Here is a 24,212-nt window from a genome sequence, read left to right as displayed (position 1 = left end):
GAGGCTATTGCATAATTCTGTTTTTCTTATGATTGTGATTGGTTGTTTGACGAGTTTTTGTGCTAGTGGTGTATTATCTATTGGCCTTTCTTTGTTACAATTCCAAGATACAACGGGAGAAGCGTCTGCTACTTTAAATGTCGTTAATTTAATCGCAATTGGAATTTCTGGCTTATGTTTGGGAAACGTGTTGGCGCACTATCAAGGCTTTATAATTGGGTTTTATAGTCAAATTATTGGCGCTTGTTTATTGTCTTTCTTATTATTTATGAACAATCCAGTACTTATTTTATTTGTATTTTTTTTACTTTCTCTCTTGATGGGGGCTGATAACCCAAATAACAATAGTGCCTTGAATCAGCTGATTCCAGCTCCCAAACAAAAAGCTGGAATTTTTGCATTTTACACTAGTTGCTGTCAGTTTTTTGTTATTATATCCCCATTGCTTATATATTTTATAATTGCGCATTTGGGGCACAAAATAGCCATAGCCTTTATTGTATTTATCTATCTTTTGAATGCCTGCTTATGGTTTCGTATAAAGTCTATACAACAACTAAACAGAGCAAAAGAGCTATTAAAAAAGCCATCTCAAAAAGCTTATGGAGTTGGGTTCAGGTGCCTTTGGCGGATTTCTGCGTTGCGTTTTTTAACGATTAATCGTATTTTGAATAATTCTCTCTATACGGGGCCTATTGTTTTATTGCCACTTGTTCTTGCTTCTATAACATCAGATAATATAAAATTTACAGCCATTCAAAATTCTATTTTTGCTTTGTCAGCACTGGGTTTTGTGATCAATGGTCTTATCTCATCTTATTATTTACGGAAATTTCCATCTTTAATTCGTTTTTTTGTATGGGGGCACCGGCTTTTGCCGTGATCGCAATCTCTTTTGTTTTATATTTAAATTTTACTCAATATTCCCTTTATATTATGGGATTTTTATTAGGTATTGGGCAATTTTATTTTAGGGTATCGGGAATAACAATTGGACAAGCTATCACACCTAGTGAAAATTTAGCCGAGGTGATTTTGGCAGGCGATGCCAGTGTACGCATCATAACAGCTTTATTCTCTATTGTACTTTTATATGCAGGAAAATTTTTTTCATTTTCTATATTATACGTCCTGTGTGTATTTATAGGCTTTTGCGCCCCTTTATTTATTTTGCACGGACTATCTATTTACATACAAAGCTTAGAGATAAAAGAAAGCGCCGCATGAATGATGTTCAATTATTATATTACGTCAGCCTTTTTTTGATTATCGTATAGATAAAAATTTTGTACAAATATTCATGACATTAATTTTAAATAAACACATTGCGTGAGAAAAGCTGAGGTATTCGTTACCTCTCATGTGGGATAAAACGCATTTAGCGCGTTAATCAACGAAATTGCAAATAGCACTATGATCACCATTAATTCTAAAAGCTCTACCAGAAGTTAGTGATAATGGCAAAAATCCTGTGATGATATTTGAAAAGATCGTTTATACTAGATCAGGTTATCTCAAGATCGAGAGGAGAGGAGCTTAAAAAGTATAAAATTCATGGAAATTCAACAGCAATTTCTAGGTGTACATAATGATAAGCATAGATCGACGCGAACTGGTGAATTGCAAACAATAAAAAATCCTGCAAATGCTGAGCTTTTTAAACTATGTCATATCAAGCATATGAAAGTTCGTTTTAAATTAATGGCGGAGAGAGAGGGATTCGAACCCTCGATATGGTTTCCCATATACACGCGTTCCAGGCGTGCGCCTTCAACCACTCGGCCACCTCTCCAGAAGTTCGCACTATACCCAGAAAGAAATAACGTGCAAGTCTAAACTATACATTCAAAACCCAAAAAACAAATTCATTTATTAAAGTAAGAGCTTTTATCTGTTGAATAACAAGCACATCCCTTCTTTTTAAGAAAAAACTTTTTTCGTGGATAGGTTTGTAGAATACAATAATGAGAATAAAAAGATTGTCACCAGTTATAAACTTTCATGCTCATTTACGCACTTTCTGCTTCACAAAAAAATACTTCTCTTAAAATTAGCATACAGACCATAGTTTTACACAACCAAATAATTAAAATCACTTACTTATACGTCATAGGAAGGGATGGTATGTGGGGGAAGAACATTTTAAGAGAGGATAAGCGGCTCTTATGCATTTTCTTAAATAGCACGAATTTTTGCAACATTGAGAGCTGTAAAATAGCGTGATGGTATCAGTTTTCTCTTTCATAGGATTACATAATAAGCCCTATTCTAAATCCTCTATTCAATTTCACGCTTCTATATTTAGTTGATACTAAAGAAAATAAAATTCAGAAAAAAACTTTGCATTTTTAATTTAATATGTATGAATATATTTTATTTTCTAAAATGAAAAAATAGTCTCATTTTGATCAAATACAAAATCATAAAAATGCAAACCTGTTTTCATTTTTACCATATATTTTTAAATTCAGCTTTACAGTTTTCAAAATATCTAAAGTAGTCTCCATTATTTAAAAAAATTACGTATTACTTTATACTTTTGATTATCGCATTCTTTAAGCGTGATATGGTCTCATCACAAAACAGAATACTCTAAAAATACTATTTTCTTTCTCATCCACACGTTTGTAAAAAAACATCTCTTAAAGCTTGCCACATCTACCTCATACGGTATCTATGAATGGTATAAAATCTATTGGATAACATCATCTTTCCTTAAATAAAAAGTAAAAGCCAAGTACTATCACGCTATTTGTCGCCTAATGTTACAATATCTATTGCTATTTGAGAGAATGCATAAAAGGAATTTATTCTTTCTTAGAGTGTTTTTATCCATACATTACTCCTCCTTGTAATGTATAAAAGAGTAATTTTTATTAATTAAATATAGAGAAATTTAAAACGAAAAAACCCTACAATATTCAGGTTTCTCATTATGTAAAACGATAAATTACCATTATAAATTAATATACTGTATTAATGTTTTACAACACTAAAGATCTGATTAGTCTGCAAAATGCAGCTCGTTCTTTCCCCTTAATGTTCTTTATTACCTTATATCCTTGCTTAGAGCACGTACAGCTCGTGCAGTTTCACATTGTAATGCTTTTTGTGCTAAAATTTTCATATCTTCAAAACTATGAGTCTGTAAACACGCCTTTACTGGAGAAATATCGCAAGATATCATAGAAAGCTCATTAATTCCCAATCCAGTCAAAATCATTGCACCAAAAGGATCTCCAGCCATACCACCACATACACTCACCCAACACTTATGTTGTGCAGCTCCCTGAATAGTCTGATAAATCATACGCAAAACTGCTGGATCAAGGCTATCAGCTTCAGACACAAGGTACGGATTTTGCCGATCAACAGCCATTGTATACTGTGTTAGGTCATTGGTTCCAATTGAAAAAAAATCAACATGGGCGCTTAATACATCTGCCATAATGGCCGCTGCTGGAACTTCGATCATAATACCAAGTTTTAATTTTGGTGCATCAACATCGTTGCGGATTTCCTCTGCAATCTTTTTTATAGCGACAATCTCTGAAACAGACATGACCATCGGAAACACAATCCATAGATCTCCACCCTCTTTTGCCGCTCGATATAAAGCACGTAATTGAGGCACCAAAAGATCACGTCGACGTAACAAAAGCCGCGTTCCTCGAACACCTAAAAAAGGATTGTCCTCTTTAGATAAATGTAAATGCGTAACCTGTTTATCTCCACCAATATCAAGTGCACGAATAATTAATGGCTTATCTCCTACAGCTGTAATCATCGCCCGATATATATTAAATTGTAGCTCTTCATCTGGAATATATGGATTCTCTAAAAACAAAAATTCCGTGCGCATGAGTCCAACACCTTCAGCCCCTAAATCAAGCGCAACAGGAACCTGATTTGCGTAGTTGACATTAGCCATGATACGAATTCTTTGACCATCTGTCGTTTGCGCTGGTAATCTACATGCATTTATTTCACTGACACGTTTTTGCGCAACAGTATCAATATGCCTTTGAGCATCTTCAACGTCTTCAAGCGTAGGATTAAGGTAAATAAACCCGTTATCGCCATCAATAATAGCCTGAATATCAGACTGAATTGCTAAAATATCATCACCTGCAGCAACAACCATTGGAATACCAAGAGTACGCGCCAAAATAGCTGTATGAGATAATGGACCTCCCCATGCTGTTGCTAATCCTTTTACCCTTGTACAATCAAGTTGTGCTACATCAGAAGGAGAAAGGTCATTTGTAACCAGAATTACACCATGTGGAATATCATTTAAAAAGAACGATCTATAGGATGGATTGATTTCACCTAAAACACGTCGACCAACATCAACTAAATTAACAGCACGTGCTGCTAACAAAGGATTATCTACCTTAAAAAACATATCTGAAAATTGACGAACCGCTCTATCCCAAGACCAAGCGACACCATGACCTTCCGCTATAAAACGACAAGCTTGAGCTATTAAATTTTCATCTTCAAGCAAAACCATTTGCGCAGAAAAAATCGCAGCAGAATCTGCTCCCATACGCACTGTAATATCAGAAATCACAGATGCCATTTTATGTTTTGTTTTTGTAAGAGCATTTTCAAGACATGCTGCACCAGCTGCAAAATCAATTGGCTGATCTATTATGGAAATATCATTTTGCCTTAAAACAAAAATCTTACCAAATGCTAATCCTGAACTCGCTCCAACACCAGAAATGCCTTTTTGCATAGAGCGTGGATACCAACCATGAAAAGCCTTTGTTTGAGATTCCATTGCTCTCATCAGACATTTTTCACTAATACTCACTTTTTTTGCAATAGCAATGGCATCATTGAGAAGTTGTGCTCCTTCTGTAGCATCTGTAGAAAAAATCAGAACATCACCGTTTTTTGCTCCTAATTGCAATAAACCAACCAAATTTTTCATTTCAACGGTATATTGACCATGGCGAACTCTGATAGAGTTTTGAGCCTTTTTCGCAAAATCAACCCATAGAGAAGCTGGTCGTGCATGAAGACCACTTGGATAATCTAAAGTCCATTCCTGACACACCGAAAGGTCACCAATAAAAGTTTTTTCTATCTTCATCTCTTGGTCAAACAAAGTTGTAACAATTTGCTGTTTGTCCATAGTTGTTGCAAGTACTTCAAGCTGTTTTTTATCAAATAAAAGAGACGTCAATTTTTTACAAATTTCTCTATAGCGATCTGGACACGCTGCAATGGCAATAACCAAATATGCTTTCTTGCCATCCTGCCACTCAACACCAGCAGGCACCTGTATAACAGCAACAGCATCCTTGATAATTAAATCACGATTTTCAGCCATACCATGAGGAATGGCTATACCATTTCCAAGCCAAGTATTGGTTGTTTCTTCACGTGCAAGCATACTTGCCAGATAACACTTATCAACTGCACCAACCTGCACAAGCAATTCAGCAGCAGCATAAATTGCATCATTTTTATGATCAAAAGCAGCTGCAAGTTGTACAGATCTTATAGACAAGATTTCACCATCAGTAAAATCTACATTCATTGCTTCTGCTTTCTCATATCTCATCATGAATTCAAATTGCCTCACATTTGAACACCAATATCTCTGATACATTCCTTTTCAAAGCTGCATTTCCCAAAATACAAGCTATAAATACCACCACAGCTCTCTTTATATTTACAGAATATAGCTAAGTGAGGTGCTTAAATACCTCAATATAACCGATAAAACAATTAGATATTATTATCCACCTAAGTGCTTAAAACCATCATAAACAAGTCCGCCTCTTACTCTTTTACTTTACAAAGACAAAACCCCGTTTTTTACAGCACTAATCACCTGAAAAACTATGCTTTCAAAATGCTCTCATTATCCTAAGTTATCCAACATAACTTTTCACTATTCTCCCTACAAGAAAGCATCCTTCCCAATCATCCGTAACTTCAGCTAATATTTTAATTGATTCCTCAAAGTTTATTTAACCTATTATCCCTCTTTATAAGTTCATTACATAATTACAAATTGCTCCATGCAACTTATCATCTTTAAAATTCCGTGCTACCCATCTTATGATATCAAACTCTCGATATATAATATTTATATATTTTAAGCTACACCTTTACTTCAATCAATATCGCAAATACACAATGCCCTCTGTCGCACATTTGCAAAGTACGACATCCCCCCCCCAAGCACCATCACCAACTACTAAAATCAAGAAAAACTCTACAAATAAGATAAATAAAGTAAAAAATGAAAAGCAATTATTGCCTTAACCCTAGCTCTTATGCTTGTCTATTTTCAACAATACACAATAATAGTGAAATCAGAAAAAATATTCTTGAAGGGCGCTGATTGCAAGTTGGTTATTTTTATATCTTTAAACACCGTACTCCTTAAAAATATAATTTCACTCTCGATTTACCGAAAATTCCTTAATGCACGTCACTTTCAAAGTAGTTTTGACTACCTTCTTATGGATTTTTTATCCCTATGTCTTTTTAAATGAATAGCCCCACCTACCCACACTACCACCTAAAAACAGTATGACAACTCATCAATACCACAATGCCGATAAAAAGATCCATCTTTATCAAAATGATTACATCAATAATGCTCTCATTAAATTTCTCATAATTTTCTGAAAACAAACTGCTTCTCTTATAAGAAATTACTCGACGCTTCTTCATACATAAAAAGAAAGTCTCTCCTCACTGATTATTATACAGAAACTTATCAACAAACTCTATCATAATATCAATATGTTCAGTACTTAAATACTAACATAACAGCGCACAAACTTTTTCCCTCATTGAGAAAAGCCATTTCCCCGATTCTACCTTTTTATCTTCTACATTTATTATAGTACCAACGCAAAAAGGGAAAGATGAGATTCATCTTTCCCTTTGAATACTTATAAAACCACAACTACAATTCAATGAAATCCCGTTGATGGCTAGAGAGTGTTACAGATTACTCTGCTGCCTCCACCATAGGAATGACTGAAACATAGGAACGATTACCCGCTTTGCGTTGAAAAGAAACCTTTCCATTTGATAATGCAAAAAGCGTATGGTCTTTTCCAATGCCGACATTGTTTCCAGGATGCCAACGTGTACCACGCTGGCGAATAATAATATTTCCGGCAATAACGGTTTCACCACCAAATTTTTTAACGCCTAGACGTTTCGATTCTGAATCACGACCATTACGCGAGGAACCACCAGCTTTTTTATGTGCCATAGACGCTCTCCTTTAATCTTTCTTACTCTTTGATGCTACAGATGCTTTCTTCTGCGACGCAGTCTTTTTTTCAACCGTTTTTTTAGCCGTCTTCTCAACAGAAGCAGCAGCTTTTGTTTCTTTTGGTGTAGTTTCTTCTTCTTTTATAGGTTTCGCAGCAACTTTTTTAGGTTTTGAACCACCCATTAAAATTTCTAAAACACGAAGCCTCGTAAATTCTTGACGATGGCCACGCGTGCGTTTAGAATTTTGACGACGGCGCTTCTTAAATGCGATAACCTTGCGCCCACGTGCCTGTTCTAAAATCTCAGCTGTCACCAATGCATCAGCAACGACAGGGGTACCAATAACCGCATTACCTTCTTGCCCAACCATTAATATGTCATTGAATTCAACCACATCACCCGCATTTCCACTAACTTTTTCAACTTTTACCACTTGATTAGCAACAATGCGGTATTGCTTACCACCAGTTTTAATGACTGCGAACATTTTTTATCCTTCCGTTCACTCCAGCTCTTATTTAATTTCTGCCTTGAAATAAGGGAAAATAGGCTGCTTTTTATCAGTCGTAATAGATCCCAAAGAAGGATAAAACCTTCTTCAACACAAATATGCGCAGATTTCCCCACGCTTATATTTTGTATATATGAAGGAATTTCTATTCTCTGTCAATAAAGTCCCATAAAAAAGAAAAAAAGGTTGTACCAAAAACAATTGAAGGTTATCTACCCCTTATACACTCAAATAGTGCCGATTTTTGTTTCACTTTATTATGGAGAGATGGCTGAGTGGTTGAAAGCACCGCACTCGAAATGCGGCATAGGGGCAACTCTATCGGGGGTTCAAATCCCTCTCTCTCCGCCACAGTTTATAAAGCGATATTATTAAAACTGTCTTTAATCCTAGCTTTCCGGTTGTAGCTGTAGCTTGCCAGCGGGTTTTGTATATTTTGACACTAGGTTTTGTACCAATTTATTTTTTTCAAAGAGTTTTTAAGGGGTTCTCAAAGGGTCTTCAAAGACCTCTCAAAGGTCTTTATCGTTTTTGCGAATAAATTCTCATTTTTACAATTTTTGCACTTTTTTGATTTTCTGTTACATAAATCTAATCCAGATAATAAGAGAAGGCATAGTAAAATTAAAGAATTATCTCATATTTCTCTCTCATTCTACTTTTGCTTAGTTAGTACAAAACCTACTGTAAAATTATATTTATTTTGCACGTCTTGCTTGAATATGTGCTAGCAACCCTAATGTTGAACTATCACGATTATCCGCTTTACTTTCTCCACGAAGAATTGGTAGTAACTCGTTTGCTAATTCTTTACCAAGTTCAACACCCCATTGATCAAATGAATTAATATTCATTAAAATCCCTTCAACAAAAGTGCGATGTTCATAAAGCGCAATAAGACGACCGAGTGCAAAAGGTGTTAATGAATCTTGAACCAGCGTAATGCTGGGACGGTTTCCTTTAAAACTTCTATGACGTGCTAAATGGTCTGCTTCACCCTCATCAACTCCATTTTTTATCAAGATATGCCGAGCATCTTCAAGACTACGCCCCTTCATCAAGGCTTTTGATTGTGCTAAACCGTTTGCTAGCAACATCTCATACATAGAATGTAATTTTTTCTCATGCCCTTTTATAAATAAAATAAATTCTACAGGAATAATATCTGTTCCTTGATGCAGAAGCTGAAAAAAAGCATGTTGACTATTTGTTCCTGAATCCCCCCAAACAATTGGACCACTTGAAAAACTTAATGGTTTTCCATCCAGCGAGACTTGCTTACCATTTGATTCCATATCAAGCTGTTGTAAATAAGCTGGAAAATGTATTAAACGCTGTGCATAAGGAATGATCGAACGTGATGAATAACCACAAATAACACGATGCCAGAATCCTAAAAGAGCAAAACGAATAGGAATATTTTTATGCAAAGACATAGTTTTAAAATGTTGATCCATTTGCAAAGCACCATTGAGAAATTGGCGAAAATTTCCACCACCTACTGCAAACATAACAACAAGTCCAATGGCTGACCAAATTGAATAACGTCCTCCAACCCAATTCCAAAATTTAAAAACTCTTGTGGAATCTATGCCAAATTCTGCCACTTTATCAAGCGCACTTGAAACAGCAACAAAATGCGTACAAACGGCTTCTTCTCCTAAATGTGAACAAATCCACTGACGTGCAACTTGAGCATTGACCATTGTTTCAGCCGTTGTAAAAGTTTTAGAAGCAATGACAAACAGCGTTGTTGCTGGATTCAAAATAGAGAGAGTATCAGAAATATGGGCACTGTCAGCATTCGAAACAAAATGACACTGTGGACCATCATGATAAGGTTTTAAAGCATACGTGACCATTGCAGGACCAAGATCAGAACCACCAATACCAATATTGACAATATCACTTATTCTCTCGCCACTGCTTCCCTTATAGCTTCCATCACGCACCTTTTCAGAAAATCTTTCCATATCGTCAAGGACGTCTTGAATATCGCGAATAAGATTATGACCATCCAACATGAAAATTTCATCAGCAGGTAAACGTAATGCAATATGAAGAACTGAGCGTTTTTCAGTTGTATTAATCGCCTTACCAGAAAACATTGCATCACGCCGGCCTAACACATCTGCTGCGACCGCTAAATCATCTAGAAGTTGCAATGTTTTAAATGTCACACCACATTTTGAAAAATCGAAAAGAAGATCATCAAGTCTGAGAGAAAAATGGGAAAAACGCTGTTCATCTTCTACAAAATGCCGACGAATATCATAGACCCCATCCTTTGCAGCATGGTTTCTTAAAGCTTTTAATGTGGCTTCAAAAGCCATTTCATTTCGAATCGAAAAGCTATCTCCCATAAGCTTATCCTATACGGTTATTGATAATGAAATCTATGCCCAAACAATAACAAAGCAGAAAACACCTCCTTTATTGCTCGCTATTTTTACTGCTCACATAAAAATGAAAGAATATACAAAATAAAAGGATAAGATCCGAAAATGATATTTTTACAAGAATAAACTTTCAAATCTTTTCTATCATATACGTCATTTAACTTGATTGAGTTCTTTTGTTAAACGTAAATCTTCTTCTGCTTTTGGTCTTATAAAACGCCCTAAAAAAAGATAAACAACCGGTGTGACATAAAGCGTAAAAATAGTTGCTAAACCTAAGCCACCCACGATAACCCAACCTAAAGCTATACGCGCCTCTGCGCCAGCACCTTTGGCTAAAACCAAAGGAATACCTCCTAAAATGGCACAAATCATTGTCATACAAACTGGACGAAGGCGAATGTTTGCTGCTTCTTCTACGGCTTCACGCACGCTTCTTCCCTGATCACGTAATTGATCTGCAAATTCAACAATAAGAATACCATTTTTTGCCATAACACCAATTAACAAAATTAATCCAATTTGGCTGTAAATATTCAGACTCACACCACTCAATAGCATAGCAATTACAGCACAACCAATCCCTAATGGGACAGTGGCCATGATAATAAATCCTGAAATAAAGCTTTCAAACTGAGCAGCCAAAATCAATAAAATAATCAAAAAGGCAATGCCAAAAACAATCATAAAACTGGAGGATGTTTCATTAAGTGTTTCAGCTTCCCCTAAGGGAACTACATAGGTCCCTTTCGATAACAAAGGAGAAGCAATTTTCTGTACCGTTTGGTAAGCTTCCCCTAAAGCAATACCCGGAGCAAGATTTGCGCTTAAAATAACAGCACTCATGCGTTTTTCCCGTTTTAATTGGGGAGAGATAGCTTTTTCATGTAAACGCGCAATAACCGATAAAGGAACATATCGATTGTCTTTGGTCTTTAAAAAAATGTTTTCTAAATCATTAGGACTCTTCATAGAATTTTTACGCGACATCAATTTAACATCGTAAGAATGATCATCCACGTTAATAGAACCAATCTTTTTACCATCCAACATTGCTTGTAATGTATCGCCCAAATTGGTGATATCAATCCCTAAATCGGAGGCTTTTTTTCGGTTGATTTCAATGAAAAATTGCGGTTGTGTTGCATCAACAGTAAGGCGTGGGCGAATAAAACGCGGATCATCTTGTAAAGTACTCACCAGCTTATCAGCAATGGGTTGTAATGTTGCATAATCATTGCCAAGAATTGCAAACTGTAATCCTTGCCCAGTTCCTCTCACACCCAAAGAATTTCCCTGCGCAGCAAACACAAAAACTGCGGGAAACTGTTTAACTTTTTCATTAATATCTTTCACGATTTCTTGCTGACTCCGTAAACGTTTATCCCAAGATGAAAGCAATAAAATTAAAAAAGCAGTATTGGGTGAACCGCCAGCACCCGCAATAGAGTAACTGTTAGCAATCTCCCCTGCATCACGTAATGGCTGTAGACTTGCTTCAATTTGCTCTATTTGCTCGTTCAAATATTGTGTTGAAATACCTTGTGGTCCATTAATAACCAAAAAGATCACAGCTCTGTCTTCTGCTGGCGTTAATTCCTGTTGTAGCTTCGTATAGCCTCCAACACAAAGACCCGCAAAAATAAGTGAAGCAAAAACAACAGCCCAAGGCTTTTCTAAACACTTATGCAAACTGTAAGTATATGCCTTATGAAAAAAAGTACCTAATTTATATAAAAAAGCAAAATGATGGGACTCTTCCTCTTTCTCCTCAATATGTTCTTTGAGAAAACGCGAAGCCAACATGGGACAAAGCGTTAAGGCAACAACTGAAGAAAGCAAAATAGAAATTGCCAAAACAAAACCAAATTCTCTAAAAAGACCTCCAACTTGCCCAGGAAGAAAGGAAATAGGAACAAACACAGCCACTAAAGTCAATGTTGTTGCTAAAACAGCAAAAAATACTTCACGTGTTCCTATCACCGCCGCAGCCCTAGACCCTAAACCCATGTTGCGCCACCGAACAATATTCTCAAGAACAACAATAGCATCATCCACAACAAGCCCTGTTGCTAAAACAAGTCCTAAAAATGTGAGAATATTCAATGAAAATCCTACAAGATAAATAGCTGCAATGGTACCAATCAAAGCGACAGGAAGAGATACAGCAGGTATCAGTGTTGCACGAATGTCTCTGAGAAAAAGAAAAATGACTAAGATAACACTCAAAATAGCAATAACCAACGCAACTTCAACCTCATGAAGAGCGCTTTTAATAAAAATTGCATCGTCATTAATAACGTCTATATGTACAGAAGAAGGAACAATACTTTTGAGATTATCAACAACGGCTCTCACACCTTCAGAAATATTAAGAGTGTTGGATTGTGCTTTACGCACAATCCCTAATCCAATACCTGTCTTTCCATTAATACGAAGAATAACCGTTTCTATATCCGGCGATAAAGTAACATGCGCAACATCACCAAGATGCACACGAGGCTTTAAAACAACTTGTTCAAAAGATTCTGGTGTTGTTAAACGTGCAGTAGCACGCACAACTAAAGTTTGTTTAGAATTGCGTAATGATCCTACTGGCACATCCGTTGTCATATCAGCAAGAACACGTGAAATATCTGCTACAGTTAATCCATAACTGGCAAGTTTTGCTTGATCTATATCAATCTGAAAAATCTTTGTGCGAGCACTATCGACCTGTACATCACCAACACCATCAACAGCAGAAATTGCATCAACAATCTGATCGTTTACAATCGTGGTTAAATCATCAACACTCATTGTTGGTGACGTCACAACCAAATACATCATGGCAGCAGCATTCGAATCTGCTTTAATAATCAAAGGCGAATCCGCATCTTTCGGTAAAGAATAGGTAATACGGGAGAGAGCATCACGAATATCAGATGCTGCAACATTCAAATCAACACCAACATTAAAATTAATCTGCACACGGGAGCGCCCAAAAGAAGACGTTGAAGAAATCGTCTTAACACCTGAAACACGAGAAACAGCATCTTCTATAATTTTTGTAACTTCACGATCAATTGTTTCTGCCGACGCACCTGAAAACACCGTCACAATCGTTGTTACGGGAGTATCAACATCGGGTAATTCTCTTACATCAACATTTAACCATGCTGCAAATCCTGCAATGATGATCATAGCATTTAAAACAAAAGTAAAAACCGGTCTGCGAATAAATAAGGTAATGAGACCACCTTGCTCGACCTGTGACATCGGCTGTTTTGTGCTCAATTCTTGGCTCATTGTATATCCGTTCCGTAAACTACTGGTAATTGCTGTTGATGAGACTTTGGGTCATCAATCATTACTTTACTTCCTGGATAAAGCATTTGTACTCCTTGAATGACAACTTGATCACCATTTTCTAGGGGTGCTTTTACGAAAACTTGATCTGCTTTATGCTGAATAATTGATACGGGTATAGCCTCTACTTTCCCTTCTCTCACACGCCAAACGAATGACCCTTTACTATTCCATTGAACTGCAAGAGGATTAACGACAGGAAAAGAACCACCATGAAATTGCAAGGCAACAGAAAAAGACATACCAGACATGAGCGTATCTTTTTCATTATTGATTTCAACCTGAGCATGAAGTGTGCGACTTTCTGGATCAACGATATTATCAATCGCATAAATATGACCAACAAAAGATCTATCTGGCTGCGCGATTAACGTTGCCGTTACCTCATCTCCTTTATGGATGCGCGACACATACCGTTCAGGGGCCCATATATCGACCAAAATACGTTCTCTATTCTCAATACGGCCTATTACAGTATTAAGGGTCACGTTATTCCCTGCATCAACGGGCAAAATACCAACAACTCCAGGAATCGGTGCACGAATTGTTCGCCGATCGAGATCTAATTCAGCATTACGCAAAACTAAATTTGCGTTATCCAACTCTAAGCGTGCTGTAATTTCTTGAACTTCCGTTGCTGTATTGCTGGCACGTAACTTAAGAATACGCGAAAGCGTTAACGCATTATTATCACGTTGTACTTTTGCTTTTGCAGCCGCTATTTCCTCTTTTTTAGAATCAAGCTTTGCAATCACATCACCTACTTGTACTTTTGTACCCGCTGACACAAAAAGCTTATCAATAACACCTGGAGATAAAGGGGTAAGCTCGACTTCTGCAAGTGCTTGTCCACTCCCAAGAACGTTAAGTTGTTCATAAAAATCTTGAATTTTTACAAGATCAACGACAACCTTTACCGGTGGCCTTCCCATTTTTTCATTTGAAGCTTTATCCGATACTCTTGTTTTATCCACCATAGAAATGGGTTGGTCTGCACTCTTTTTTCCAGCCCAATAAGTAACCGTTAAAACAACGATTAAAAACACTAATGGAAAGCTCTTTTTTAATAACGCCATACATCCGCCCTTGCTGTGTCATGTTCATCTGAAATAGTTTTCAACAGTAATACCGGCGTTTTACACAAAAACCCAACAGCGGGTGTGTATATCTTATCCCCACCGCAAAAAACACATCTCATCTCTGCTTGACTATCTTTCATAGATTAAAACGTCAAGTTAACTATCGTTCATATTGCTTTGTATGGTCATGACAAAAAAATGTTCATATCAAAACCAACTGAAGCCATAATATATTATATCCTTTTTTAAAATATATCATAAAAAAAGAGAGATTTTTTTTATGACGACTCAAGTTTCACTTGCATTTCTTTAATGAAACGATTAGGAACCCTTTGTCTTAGACAATGTAAAAAATTGAAATGTATGCACCCGTAGCTCAGCTGGATAGAGCACCAGACTACGAATCTGGGGGTCAGGAGTTCGAATCTCTTCGGGTGCGCCATCTATCAATATCTTACTTATAAAGTCAGACTTTTTAAATTCTTTATTTTGTGATTTATTTTTACCTATCTTTGTATTTTGTTATTTCATTCTGTTGTGAGTCGTTTCTTTAGCCATTTTGCTAGAATAAGATGTTATGAGTCCTTCAATTCAGCTCTAAGGTGCTTTTATTAGCTTATAATCGTAGCGATTGCATGAGTAGCGTATGTTGTTGTTTTCTTTTTTCAATCTATGCGCTTGTTTTTGGTCTCTTCCGGATTATACTCTCTACTCAGTTAGGTAATTTTTTACGTGCTTATTTCTAATTGTTTCATAACTGGATGTTTCTGGATATTTTATTCCTAGCAGTCCCATCTTAAGAGGGACTTCAGATGTGCCGCCATAAATTCCGGTTTACCACCATGTGAAACTTTTTCAGTGTGTTGTTGGAAAGAATAAATAAACTACTTCTCAAACGTACTACTATGAAACACTTATGGTATCCATTAATATCATCAGCATTTGTTGCAAACCACAGCTTCTTTTTGTAATATTTTTAATTGAATTAAACGTATTTTTACTGCTTAAAAGCAAAGTGATTCTTTTTCCTAAAAAACAATAAAACTCTTCTTGTGCTTCTTTAGCATTATCTCTTGCATGGCATATCAACGATTTCTATGATATCTTAATATTTTTCTGTTCTTTATGAATTTTTCTAATTAATCCATGGGGTACAGATCCCAAACATTAATAAAAGCTGAATTTAAAGAATTTTTCCATGCCTAAAACTGATATTGAAATTGCTCGCACTGCTAAAAAGCAACATATTATTGAAATTGCACAAAAAATTGGTATCTCACATGAAAATCTCATTCCCTATGGTCATGATAAAGCTAAAATTTCTTCTGAATACATAAAATCGCTTAATAAAAATCCAGATGGTAAACTTATCCTTGTCACAGCTATCAATCCCACACCTGCCGGAGAAGGCAAAACAACAACAACTGTTGGACTAAGTGATGCTCTTAATCTTATTGGTAAAAAAACAATAGCTACCTTGAGAGAACCATCTTTAGGTCCCTGTTTTGGTGTAAAAGGTGGTGCTGCTGGTGGTGGTTATGCACAAGTCATTCCAATGGATGACCTTAATTTACATTTTACCGGTGATTTTCATGCTATTACATCTGCTCATAATCTTCTTGCCGCAATGATAGATAATCATCTTTATTGGGGAAATACTCTAAACATTGATCCACGTCGCATTGTTTGGAAACGCGTTCTTGATATGAATGACCGTGTATTGCGCGATATTGTCATTTCATTGGGGGGCATAACAAATGGTTTTCCACGCCAAACAGGTTTTGATATTACTGTTGCATCAGAAATTATGGCGCTTCTTTGTCTCTCTGAAAATTTAGAAAACCTTACACAAAGACTCAAAAAAATTATTGTTGCTTATCGTTATGATAAAACGCCCATCACCGTTGCTGATCTCAATGCGGAAGGTGCAATGGCAGTTCTTCTCAAAGATGCTATACAACCCAATCTCGTACAGACAATTGAAAATAATCCTGTTCTCGTTCATGGAGGACCTTTTGCCAACATTGCTCATGGTTGCAATTCAGTTATAGCAACAAAAACTGCTTTAAAACTTGCTGATTATGTTGTCACAGAAGCAGGGTTTGGAGCAGATCTTGGAGCAGAAAAGTTCTTCAATATCAAATGTAGGCAAGCAGGTATTGTACCAAATGCTACAGTGATCGTCGCAACTATTCGTGCATTAAAAATGAATGGTGGTCTGGATAAAAATAACCTGACAGAAGAAAATATCACCGCTTTAGAAAAAGGAGCTGCCAATCTTTTACGACACATAAAAAATATGAAGCACTACGGTATTCCTTGTGTTGTGGCTATCAATCATTTTGACAGCGATAGCGATGCTGAAATAAAAACATTACAAAAAATAGTTGCAACAACTGGACACAAAGCTATTATCTGTAAGCATTGGGAACAAGGTGGAAAAGGCGCTATAGAACTTGCACAAGAACTCGTTACCTTGATTGAAAAGCACGATTCTGATTTTAAAGTTCTCTATCAAGATGATATTCCACTCGTTCAAAAAATTAATTGTATTATAACAAAGCTATACGGTGGACGTGGCGCCATCATCTCAGCCCCTATTCTCAAACAACTTGAAACTTGGGAAAAAGAAGGTTTTGGCGTCTACCCTATTTGTATGGCCAAAACACCTTATTCTTTTTCTTCTGATCCCAAGCAATACGGAGCTCCTGTTGATTTTGAAATTCCCATACGAGAAGTTCGTCTCTGTGCGGGAGCCGGCTTTATTGTTGTCATTTGTGGAGATGTTATGACCATGCCGGGACTACCCCATTATCCCACGGCTGAAAAAATTCATCTTGACGAAAATGATCAAATACAAGGACTTTCATAAGTTTATAATCATGAAATCTATCATTCATTATAAAAAGCATTTTATTACAAAAAAAATAGAATTTTTAAAAGCGATATAGACAAATGTCTTATTTATATGGTATAAGTTTCTGTCCTTTTGGATATGCCTTTAAAAGGACGTAGGTTTTCCTATTATTTGTGACACTGAAAAAAGCAGGATAAATAGTGCAAGTACTCGTTCGTGATAATAATGTTGATCAAGCGCTCCGCGCGTTGAAAAAAAAGATGCAGCGTGAAGGTATCTTCCGTGAAATGAAAATGCGTAGTTATTATGAGAAGCCATCTGAGAAGCGTGCTCGTGAAAAAGCTGAAGCTATTCGTCGTACACGCAAGCTTGCTCGTAAGCGTGCACAAAGAGAAGGTTTTGTTAGTAACGGACGAACTGTTGCGGTAAAGTAATATACTTTATGATATTATATAATTGCATAAGCAATAGATAGTAAGCTACTAGAAAATTTTATCTTCATAGGCGATTGCGATGAATTGCGTGTGTGTATTTTTTTATATACAATGTTATCTAATATGTTAGTTATTTGAAAATAATAAGGTTTCTATCATAGAGGTGGTTTTTATTTCACTCTTATATTTCAAAAAATAGATAACAAACTACACTTTAGATATTTAAGCGACTTTTTCCTATGTAAATTGAGTGCGGGATGTTTTATTATCACTTCTCGCTATAATTTTTTCCTTCTGGATATCTCTTAAATAACCGCTTCTTATGTATAAATTTCATGATGAATTTCTTTTTTGTCATTAAATATTCTACATCTTTCGATCATCCTAGGTCTTTTTACAAAACAAAAACAACTATCGCCATATGCGATTGTGTGTAAGTATATGATATTAAATGCATAATCCTCTTTACCTTCAGTTATGTAACAAAACGATATAATTCCATAACTTTTATATCCCTTGATTCTGTCTCTCTAAAGGATGACGAATTTCAACCACTGCACTACAGATTCTTTTTTCTTGATAAAATTCTTCTATTCATCACTTATGTAATTACCCTCATCAGTGTATCGAATAAGCCTTTCTATTTCATTCAACTTTCTTCTATACTGAGTTAGAGAAAAGAAAATTGATAATAAACAGAGAAAACACTGTTTTTTAATATGGATGAATGTGCCTTTTATTACCATTTTTGATGGAAATGTTTTTAAAATTTAAATAACGAGTTAAAGTTTTTAACGCGGAGATTTTTTATTATAAGTAATCATTTTTCATATTAAGTAATAATTCTTAATAACATAAAATTTCTCAACACCTTCTCATATTGAATCAATGAAGATTATTTTCTTGTACATCATAAGCGGGATTCGTACGCAAATAGAATAAAAGCTATTTAAGAAAAAACAAAAAGGCTTCCTATGAACACCATAAATAATAGGAACTGCATAACATTGAAAGCTGGTAAATAGAACAATGGAGCCAGCTTATCTACTAATACGGATAAGCATTATCATGGCATAAGATTATAGCAAATTTTATAAAATGGATTATCACGAAAAAGTGTTCTGTTAGCCCTTCATATATCAATCTACTCTATAATGTTGCTCATATTTTTACGCTTAAATGTTTCATTCATCGTATTATTTGGTTCATTTAAAATTTCTTTTCAAGCTATACAATAACCCCTTCACTGAACAGTTTTTTGTTCATAATATGTATACCTATATTTTTATTTCGAAAAATAAACCCAGAAAAGAGATACAAGCTTTTGTTTTCCTTATTTTGATATTTTTGTAGCAATTTTCTCATCGTTTAGATCTCTTTAACGAGCAGTGTGTCATACTTTTTATCAGTTTCCAGTCTTATCTTTCAGATTTTAAATTTCCAATATATGATGAAATAAAGGAGTTCGGTGTGCAAAATTCTCGTTTGTTTCGCGTTTCAATACTCGCATCATGTATCTTAATAGCAACAGTCATTGTATTAGTTTCACCTCATTTGTTGCATGCACAAACATTTAATCAAAATTTAGGGCCCAGTGGTTTACCACTTCCGCGATTTGCTTCGATTAAACCCACCAGCGTTAATGTACGCGTCGGACCAGGAAGCAACTATTCTATCATTTTTACCTACAAAAAGAAGGGCTTACCTATTGAAATCATTCAAGAATATGATCAATGGCGCAAAATTCGTGATGCCGAAGGCGATGAGGGGTGGGTGTATCAATCGCTTTTATCGGGAAAGCGAACTGCTATAACTATTCCATGGCAAAAAGATAAAACTAAAAGACTAATGCTACGAAAAAATCCCACCGACAACGCAGAACTTGTGGCAGAAGTAGAACCTAATGTCATTGGTAATATCCGCCAATGTGATGGACAATGGTGCGAATTAAACATTAATAATACACGCGGATGGCTTCAACAACCCCAGTTATGGGGAATCTATCCTGATGAAAAAGTAAAAGTAAAAGGCTGGTGAATAATCAAACTCAACAAGTTTAATTTTTATTCCTCATTGAATATCCTCACTGCCTATCACAAGATTGATTTTTTGGTTTCAATCGCACGATTAAATCAACATGTGAAATTTCCATACCTTCTGGTGGCTTAGGCAAATTTCTAATAATGGGAGATTCTTCCAAATTGTAAGGAATATCAAGAATACGATTTTCACCTTCTATATAAAAATGGTAGTGATCAGAGGTATTTGTATCAAACCAAGTTTTTGAGCCTTCTACGGCAATAATCCGTAATAATCCCGCTTCCGTAAATTGATGAAGCGTATTATAAACCGTTGCTAAAGATACAGGTACACCTGCCTTCATCGCTTCCTCATAGAGCTCTTCAGCAGTAATATGACGATTTCCTTGAGAAAAAATCATATGTGCAAGTTCCAACCGCTGACGTGTTGGACGCAGACCATTTTGACGCAAACGTTTTTCTAACATAGAAATGGAATAATATTGCACAATTTTTCCACACTCTTTTGTGAACTGCTGCTCTTCATTCATATCTAAATTGTCTGCACTCACTGACATAATTACAAACCCAAATACATTCCTGCTAAATAAGATCAAAATACAAAAAAATGGGAATAGTATGGTGTAATCTTGTATTCCATTTTTAAATAATTACCTATGTAGAATACATAAAAAAAGGCTTTTGTCATTAAAAATGATATAAAATCATTTCCCTCTCTTTAAAATTTGCTCTAAAAGTAGGTTGGGAAAAGCGCAGAAATTAAAGATATATGCAAATAAATGGAGTAACAATGGCTGAACAAAAGTCTCGCTACACATATGAAGAGCTTCTAAGCTGCGCTCGCGGCGAAATGTTTGGTAGAGGTAATGCGCAATTGCCAGCACCGCCAATGTTGATGATTCATCGAATCACTCAAATTAGTGAAACTGATGGTAAATACGATAAAGGAATGGTTCGCGCCGAATTTGACATTACACCAGACATGTGGTTCTTTAATTGTCACTTTATAGGCGATCCCGTCATGCCAGGATGTCTCGGACTGGATGGTATGTGGCAATTAACAGGTTTTTTTCTTGGTTGGCTAGGCGAACCAGGTAAAGGAAGAGCAATATCAACAGGTGAAGTAAAGTTATCAGGGATGGTAACTCCACAAACCAAAATTCTTGAATATGAAATAGATTTTAAGCGTATTCGACGTGGAAATTTAGTCTTAGGAATAGCTGATGGGTGGCTAAAAGCAGATGGAGAGACTATTTATAAGGCGAACGATTTACGCGTTGCTTTATTCAAAGAAGATTGAACGTTATTTCCGTCAGAAAGAACTTTTCACTATTCTGTATGGAACGAGGAGGTATGAATGCGTCGAGTTGTTGTAACCGGAATGGGAATTGTCTCCGCAATTGGAAATAACCCTGGAGCTGTTTTAACCAGTTTACGTGAAGCAAAATCCGGAATTTCTTACGCACCTCAATATGCTGAATTAGGCTTTCGTAGCAGAGTTTATGGCAAGCCCGATATTAATATAGAAGAACTCGTAGATCGACGTGCTCTACGTTTTCATGGGCGTGGAACAGCATGGAATCATATCGCCATGGATCAAGCAATTGCTGATGCGGGTCTAGAACCGCATGAAGTATCGAACGAACACACGGGTATTATTATGGGTTCTGGAGGTGCTTCAACACATTCAATCGTAGAAGCTGCTGACATTACACGCCAAAAAGGCCCAAAACGTGTTGGACCTTTTGTTGTCCCTAAAGCGATGAGTTCTACAGCATCTGCAACATTAGCAACTTTCTTTAAAATAAAGGGGATCAATTATTCAATCTCTTCAGCTTGTGCTACCTCCAATCATTGTATTGGTAATGCTTACGAAATGATTCAATATGGTAAACAGAAGCGCATCTTTGCCGGAGGCTGTGAAGATTTGGATTGGACACTATCTGTTTTATTCGATGCCATGGGTGCTATGTCCAGCAGATATAATGACACCCCTCACAAAGCTTCACGTGCTTATGATGTTAATCGTGATGGTTTTGTCATTGCTGGAGGGGCTGGCGTTTTAGTCCTTGAAGATTTAGAACTTGCTAAAGCACGTGGTGCAAAAATCTACGGAGAAATCGTTGGATACGGTGCGACATCCGATGGACATGATATGGTTGCCCCATCAGGAGAGGGAGCAGAGCGGTGCATGCGCATGGCTCTTGCAACAATCAATAATAAAATTGATTATATCAATCCCCATGCGACAGCAACTCCTGTTGGTGATCCTCCTGAGATAGAAGCTATCCGTCGTGTCTTTGGAGCAGGTGATCAATGCCCCCCCATTTCCGCTACCAAGTCTCTAACAGGACATTCCTTGGGAGCAGCAGGTGTTCACGAAGCAATCTATACATTGTTAATGATGAATCATAATTTTATTTGTGAAAGTGCCCATATTGAAGAACTTGATCCAGCTTTTGCTGATATGCCAATCGTTCGTGAACGACGTGATCATCAACAACTGAATACCGTATTGTCGAATACTTTTGGCTTTGGCGGTACCAATGCAACGCTTGTTTTCCAACGTTATGTATAAACAAAAGCTCTTAGTAATTGAAAAAAGTACGGTCTTACGGAGAATAATATGAAAGGTTTGATGGAGGGCAAACGCGGCCTTATTATGGGAATTGCGAATGACCATTCAATTGCTTGGGGCATTGCCTGTCAGCTCGCACAAGCAGGAGCGGAATTAGCGTTGACTTATCAAGGAAATGCTTTTGGAAAACGTGTTCATCCCCTAGCAGATAAACTTGGCTGCAAATTAGTGCTAGAGTGTGACGTTGAAAAAAGTGAAAATATTGATTACGTCTTTGAGCAACTTGAAAAAGAATGGAAAACAATTGATTTTATTGTCCATGCCATTGGTTTTTCAGATAAAACTCAACTAAAAGGGCGTTACGTTGATGTTACAACACGTGAAAACTTTCAACGCACGATGGTTATTTCAGCTTATTCCTTTACTGAAATTGCCCAGCGCGCGGGTAAGCTTATGCCGAATGGAGGAGCACTTTTAACTCTTACCTATGGTGCTTCACAGCAAGTTGTGCCTAATTATAACATCATGGGTGTTGCTAAAGCAGCTTTAGAAGCTATGGTACGTTATTTAGCAGCGGACTTTGGTCCTCAAAATATTCGTGTCAATGCGATTTCCGCTGGTCCTGTTAGAACTTTAGCAGGTAATGGTATTGCAGCTGCACGGGCAATATTTTCACATCAACGCCGTAATGCCCCATTACGGCGTACCGTAGATATTCATGAAATTGGAAAATCTGCTCTTTATCTACTCTCTGACTTATCATCAGGTGTTACAGGTGAAATCCATTATGTTGATTCAGGCTATAACATCATGTCTATGCCAATACTTGAAGAACTGAAAAAAAGTGACGATTCCCAAGAAGAATAAAATTTATTTCATTGCACTAAAAAAGAAAATCAATCATGTACATAGTGCTTTAATCGGGTATTGAGTACTTTCTCAGCTATATAATAGTGTATTGACTTATAATAATATGACGTAAGGAATATGTGCAAATGTTTGTAAGAATAAGTCAATACAAAACCAGATGTACGATGCCTTGTTTCGCAAAATATTTTATAAAAGCCGGAATATTTCTTCAATCCATGGTTGATAAAGTGTGTATTTTATGACGTTATTTACCTTACTAAAGCATACGCTTTTGCCATTGCTTATAAATCAATATCCAACCCTCATGCCACCGCAGTTTGAAACAGAGATTAGAGAATTATTAAAACCCTTAGTTTCAGCTTTTGTGTAGCAAATTGAAAAAAATATTCCTACCGTTTGATTTATTCTTGAAACGCAAATACAATCTAATTTAGGATGAATATGAAGGCGTAAAGAAATCAATCATTAATCTTACTATTGTTCTTTAATGAAAGCATTGCTCTGATGTGTCAGGTAAAATAGAACACCCAAAAACACTATAGCTGTTTCTCCTTCATGCATTTTTTAAAGATATCTCTCAATGCACGCCATTCCATTTCACAATGGTACCTGTAGAACATATAAAAAATCCTTGTGAAGTACATAAAATCCTTTTTTTACCACCATTTTAATGTTTATACAGATGACAAACCGACACCGTCATTTTACTTGCCATGTTCTAATATTGAAACAACCCTTGACACTTGAGATGATTCATTAGAAGTATCTTTAATAATTTTTATCCACATACTAACCCGCTTGTGACAAGCAAACATATATTTTTAATTAACTCAATAC

General features: G+C 36.2%; 15 protein-coding genes and 3 tRNA genes. 10 read left to right on the top strand and 8 right to left on the bottom strand.

The features are described 5' to 3' along the window. Positions 1 to 7: 7 nt before the first annotated feature. The gene (locus ACFINY_RS02070) at positions 8 to 883 is read left to right on the top strand and encodes an MFS transporter (RefSeq protein ID WP_375611448.1); all 876 of its coding nucleotides are present in this window, start codon (positions 8 to 10) and stop codon (positions 881 to 883) included. Beyond that, on the top strand, positions 880 to 1,227 hold the full coding sequence (locus ACFINY_RS02065; protein ID WP_375611447.1) for a hypothetical protein: 348 nt from the start codon (positions 880 to 882) through the stop codon (positions 1,225 to 1,227). The genes ACFINY_RS02070 and ACFINY_RS02065 overlap by 4 nt, the downstream gene beginning before the upstream one ends. 475 nt (positions 1,228 to 1,702) lie before the next feature. Here the strand turns inward: ACFINY_RS02065 and ACFINY_RS02060 are convergent. From ACFINY_RS02060 to rplU, 4 genes are all read right to left on the bottom strand, one after another. Beyond that, positions 1,703 to 1,792, bottom strand: a tRNA-Ser gene (locus ACFINY_RS02060). Positions 1,793 to 3,049: 1,257 nt separating this feature from the next. Beyond that, positions 3,050 to 5,581, bottom strand: a complete 2,532-nt coding sequence (ptsP, locus tag ACFINY_RS02055) for a phosphoenolpyruvate--protein phosphotransferase (RefSeq protein ID WP_375611446.1) — start codon at positions 5,579 to 5,581, stop codon at positions 3,050 to 3,052. A gap of 1,404 nt (positions 5,582 to 6,985) precedes the next feature. Beyond that, positions 6,986 to 7,255 (bottom strand): 50S ribosomal protein L27, encoded by a 270-nt coding sequence (rpmA, locus tag ACFINY_RS02050; protein ID WP_273723965.1) that lies wholly within the window; start codon positions 7,253 to 7,255, stop codon positions 6,986 to 6,988. A gap of 12 nt (positions 7,256 to 7,267) precedes the next feature. Continuing rightward, on the bottom strand, positions 7,268 to 7,747 hold the full coding sequence (gene rplU, locus ACFINY_RS02045; RefSeq protein ID WP_375611445.1) for a 50S ribosomal protein L21: 480 nt from the start codon (positions 7,745 to 7,747) through the stop codon (positions 7,268 to 7,270). Between the two features lie 285 nt (positions 7,748 to 8,032). Here rplU and ACFINY_RS02040 point away from each other — a divergent pair. Continuing rightward, a tRNA-Ser gene (locus ACFINY_RS02040) sits at positions 8,033 to 8,122 on the top strand. A gap of 347 nt (positions 8,123 to 8,469) precedes the next feature. On the opposite strand, the gene pgi is transcribed toward ACFINY_RS02040, so the two are convergent. From pgi to ACFINY_RS02025, 3 genes are all read right to left on the bottom strand, one after another. Further along, on the bottom strand, positions 8,470 to 10,134 hold the full coding sequence (pgi, locus tag ACFINY_RS02035; RefSeq protein ID WP_375611444.1) for a glucose-6-phosphate isomerase: 1,665 nt from the start codon (positions 10,132 to 10,134) through the stop codon (positions 8,470 to 8,472). 189 nt (positions 10,135 to 10,323) lie between these two features. Further along, a complete protein-coding gene (locus ACFINY_RS02030; protein WP_375611443.1) occupies positions 10,324 to 13,458 on the bottom strand; it encodes an efflux RND transporter permease subunit in 3,135 nt (1,044 codons plus the stop codon). Then, positions 13,455 to 14,594: an efflux RND transporter periplasmic adaptor subunit gene (locus ACFINY_RS02025; RefSeq protein WP_375611442.1), complete on the bottom strand. Its 1,140-nt coding sequence runs from the start codon at positions 14,592 to 14,594 to the stop codon at positions 13,455 to 13,457. The genes ACFINY_RS02030 and ACFINY_RS02025 overlap by 4 nt, the downstream gene beginning before the upstream one ends. 368 nt (positions 14,595 to 14,962) lie before the next feature. On the opposite strand from ACFINY_RS02025, the gene ACFINY_RS02020 reads away from it, so the two are divergent. The 4 genes from ACFINY_RS02020 to ACFINY_RS02005 all read left to right on the top strand — a co-directional run bounded on the left by ACFINY_RS02020 (position 14,963) and on the right by ACFINY_RS02005 (position 19,925). Next, positions 14,963 to 15,039, top strand: a tRNA-Arg gene (locus tag ACFINY_RS02020). A 756-nt stretch (positions 15,040 to 15,795) separates the two neighbouring features. Then, positions 15,796 to 17,469: a formate--tetrahydrofolate ligase gene (locus ACFINY_RS02015; protein ID WP_375611441.1), complete on the top strand. Its 1,674-nt coding sequence runs from the start codon at positions 15,796 to 15,798 to the stop codon at positions 17,467 to 17,469. Positions 17,470 to 17,654: 185 nt separating this feature from the next. Further along, positions 17,655 to 17,888, top strand: a complete 234-nt coding sequence (rpsU, locus tag ACFINY_RS02010; RefSeq protein WP_012754552.1) for a 30S ribosomal protein S21 — start codon at positions 17,655 to 17,657, stop codon at positions 17,886 to 17,888. A 1,470-nt stretch (positions 17,889 to 19,358) separates the two neighbouring features. Continuing rightward, positions 19,359 to 19,925, top strand: a complete 567-nt coding sequence (locus tag ACFINY_RS02005; RefSeq protein ID WP_375611440.1) for an SH3 domain-containing protein — start codon at positions 19,359 to 19,361, stop codon at positions 19,923 to 19,925. A gap of 46 nt (positions 19,926 to 19,971) precedes the next feature. Here the strand turns inward: ACFINY_RS02005 and irrA are convergent, their stop codons facing one another. Beyond that, positions 19,972 to 20,484, bottom strand: coding sequence for an iron response transcriptional regulator IrrA (irrA, locus tag ACFINY_RS02000; protein ID WP_375611439.1), 513 nt, complete (start codon positions 20,482 to 20,484; stop codon positions 19,972 to 19,974). 233 nt (positions 20,485 to 20,717) lie between these two features. On the opposite strand from irrA, the gene fabA reads away from it, so the two are divergent. Genes fabA through fabI form a run of 3 tightly spaced genes read left to right on the top strand, consistent with a single transcriptional unit; the run spans position 20,718 to position 23,372 of the window. Continuing rightward, on the top strand, positions 20,718 to 21,227 hold the full coding sequence (gene fabA, locus ACFINY_RS01995) for a 3-hydroxyacyl-[acyl-carrier-protein] dehydratase FabA (protein WP_273722474.1): 510 nt from the start codon (positions 20,718 to 20,720) through the stop codon (positions 21,225 to 21,227). A 57-nt stretch (positions 21,228 to 21,284) separates the two neighbouring features. Next, complete coding sequence (gene fabB / locus ACFINY_RS01990; RefSeq protein ID WP_375611438.1) at positions 21,285 to 22,505, top strand: beta-ketoacyl-ACP synthase I; 1,221 nt, start codon at positions 21,285 to 21,287, stop codon at positions 22,503 to 22,505. Positions 22,506 to 22,553: 48 nt separating this feature from the next. Next, the gene (fabI, locus tag ACFINY_RS01985; protein ID WP_375611437.1) at positions 22,554 to 23,372 is read left to right on the top strand and encodes an enoyl-ACP reductase FabI; all 819 of its coding nucleotides are present in this window, start codon (positions 22,554 to 22,556) and stop codon (positions 23,370 to 23,372) included. The last annotated feature ends 840 nt before the right edge of the window (positions 23,373 to 24,212 follow it).

Source organism: Bartonella sp. AA23NXGY (genome assembly GCF_042197165.1).
In the GTDB taxonomy this organism is placed as follows: domain Bacteria; phylum Pseudomonadota; class Alphaproteobacteria; order Rhizobiales; family Rhizobiaceae; genus Bartonella.
Note: the sequence above shows the minus strand (reverse complement) of the source record. Positions and strands in the feature narration are given on the sequence as shown.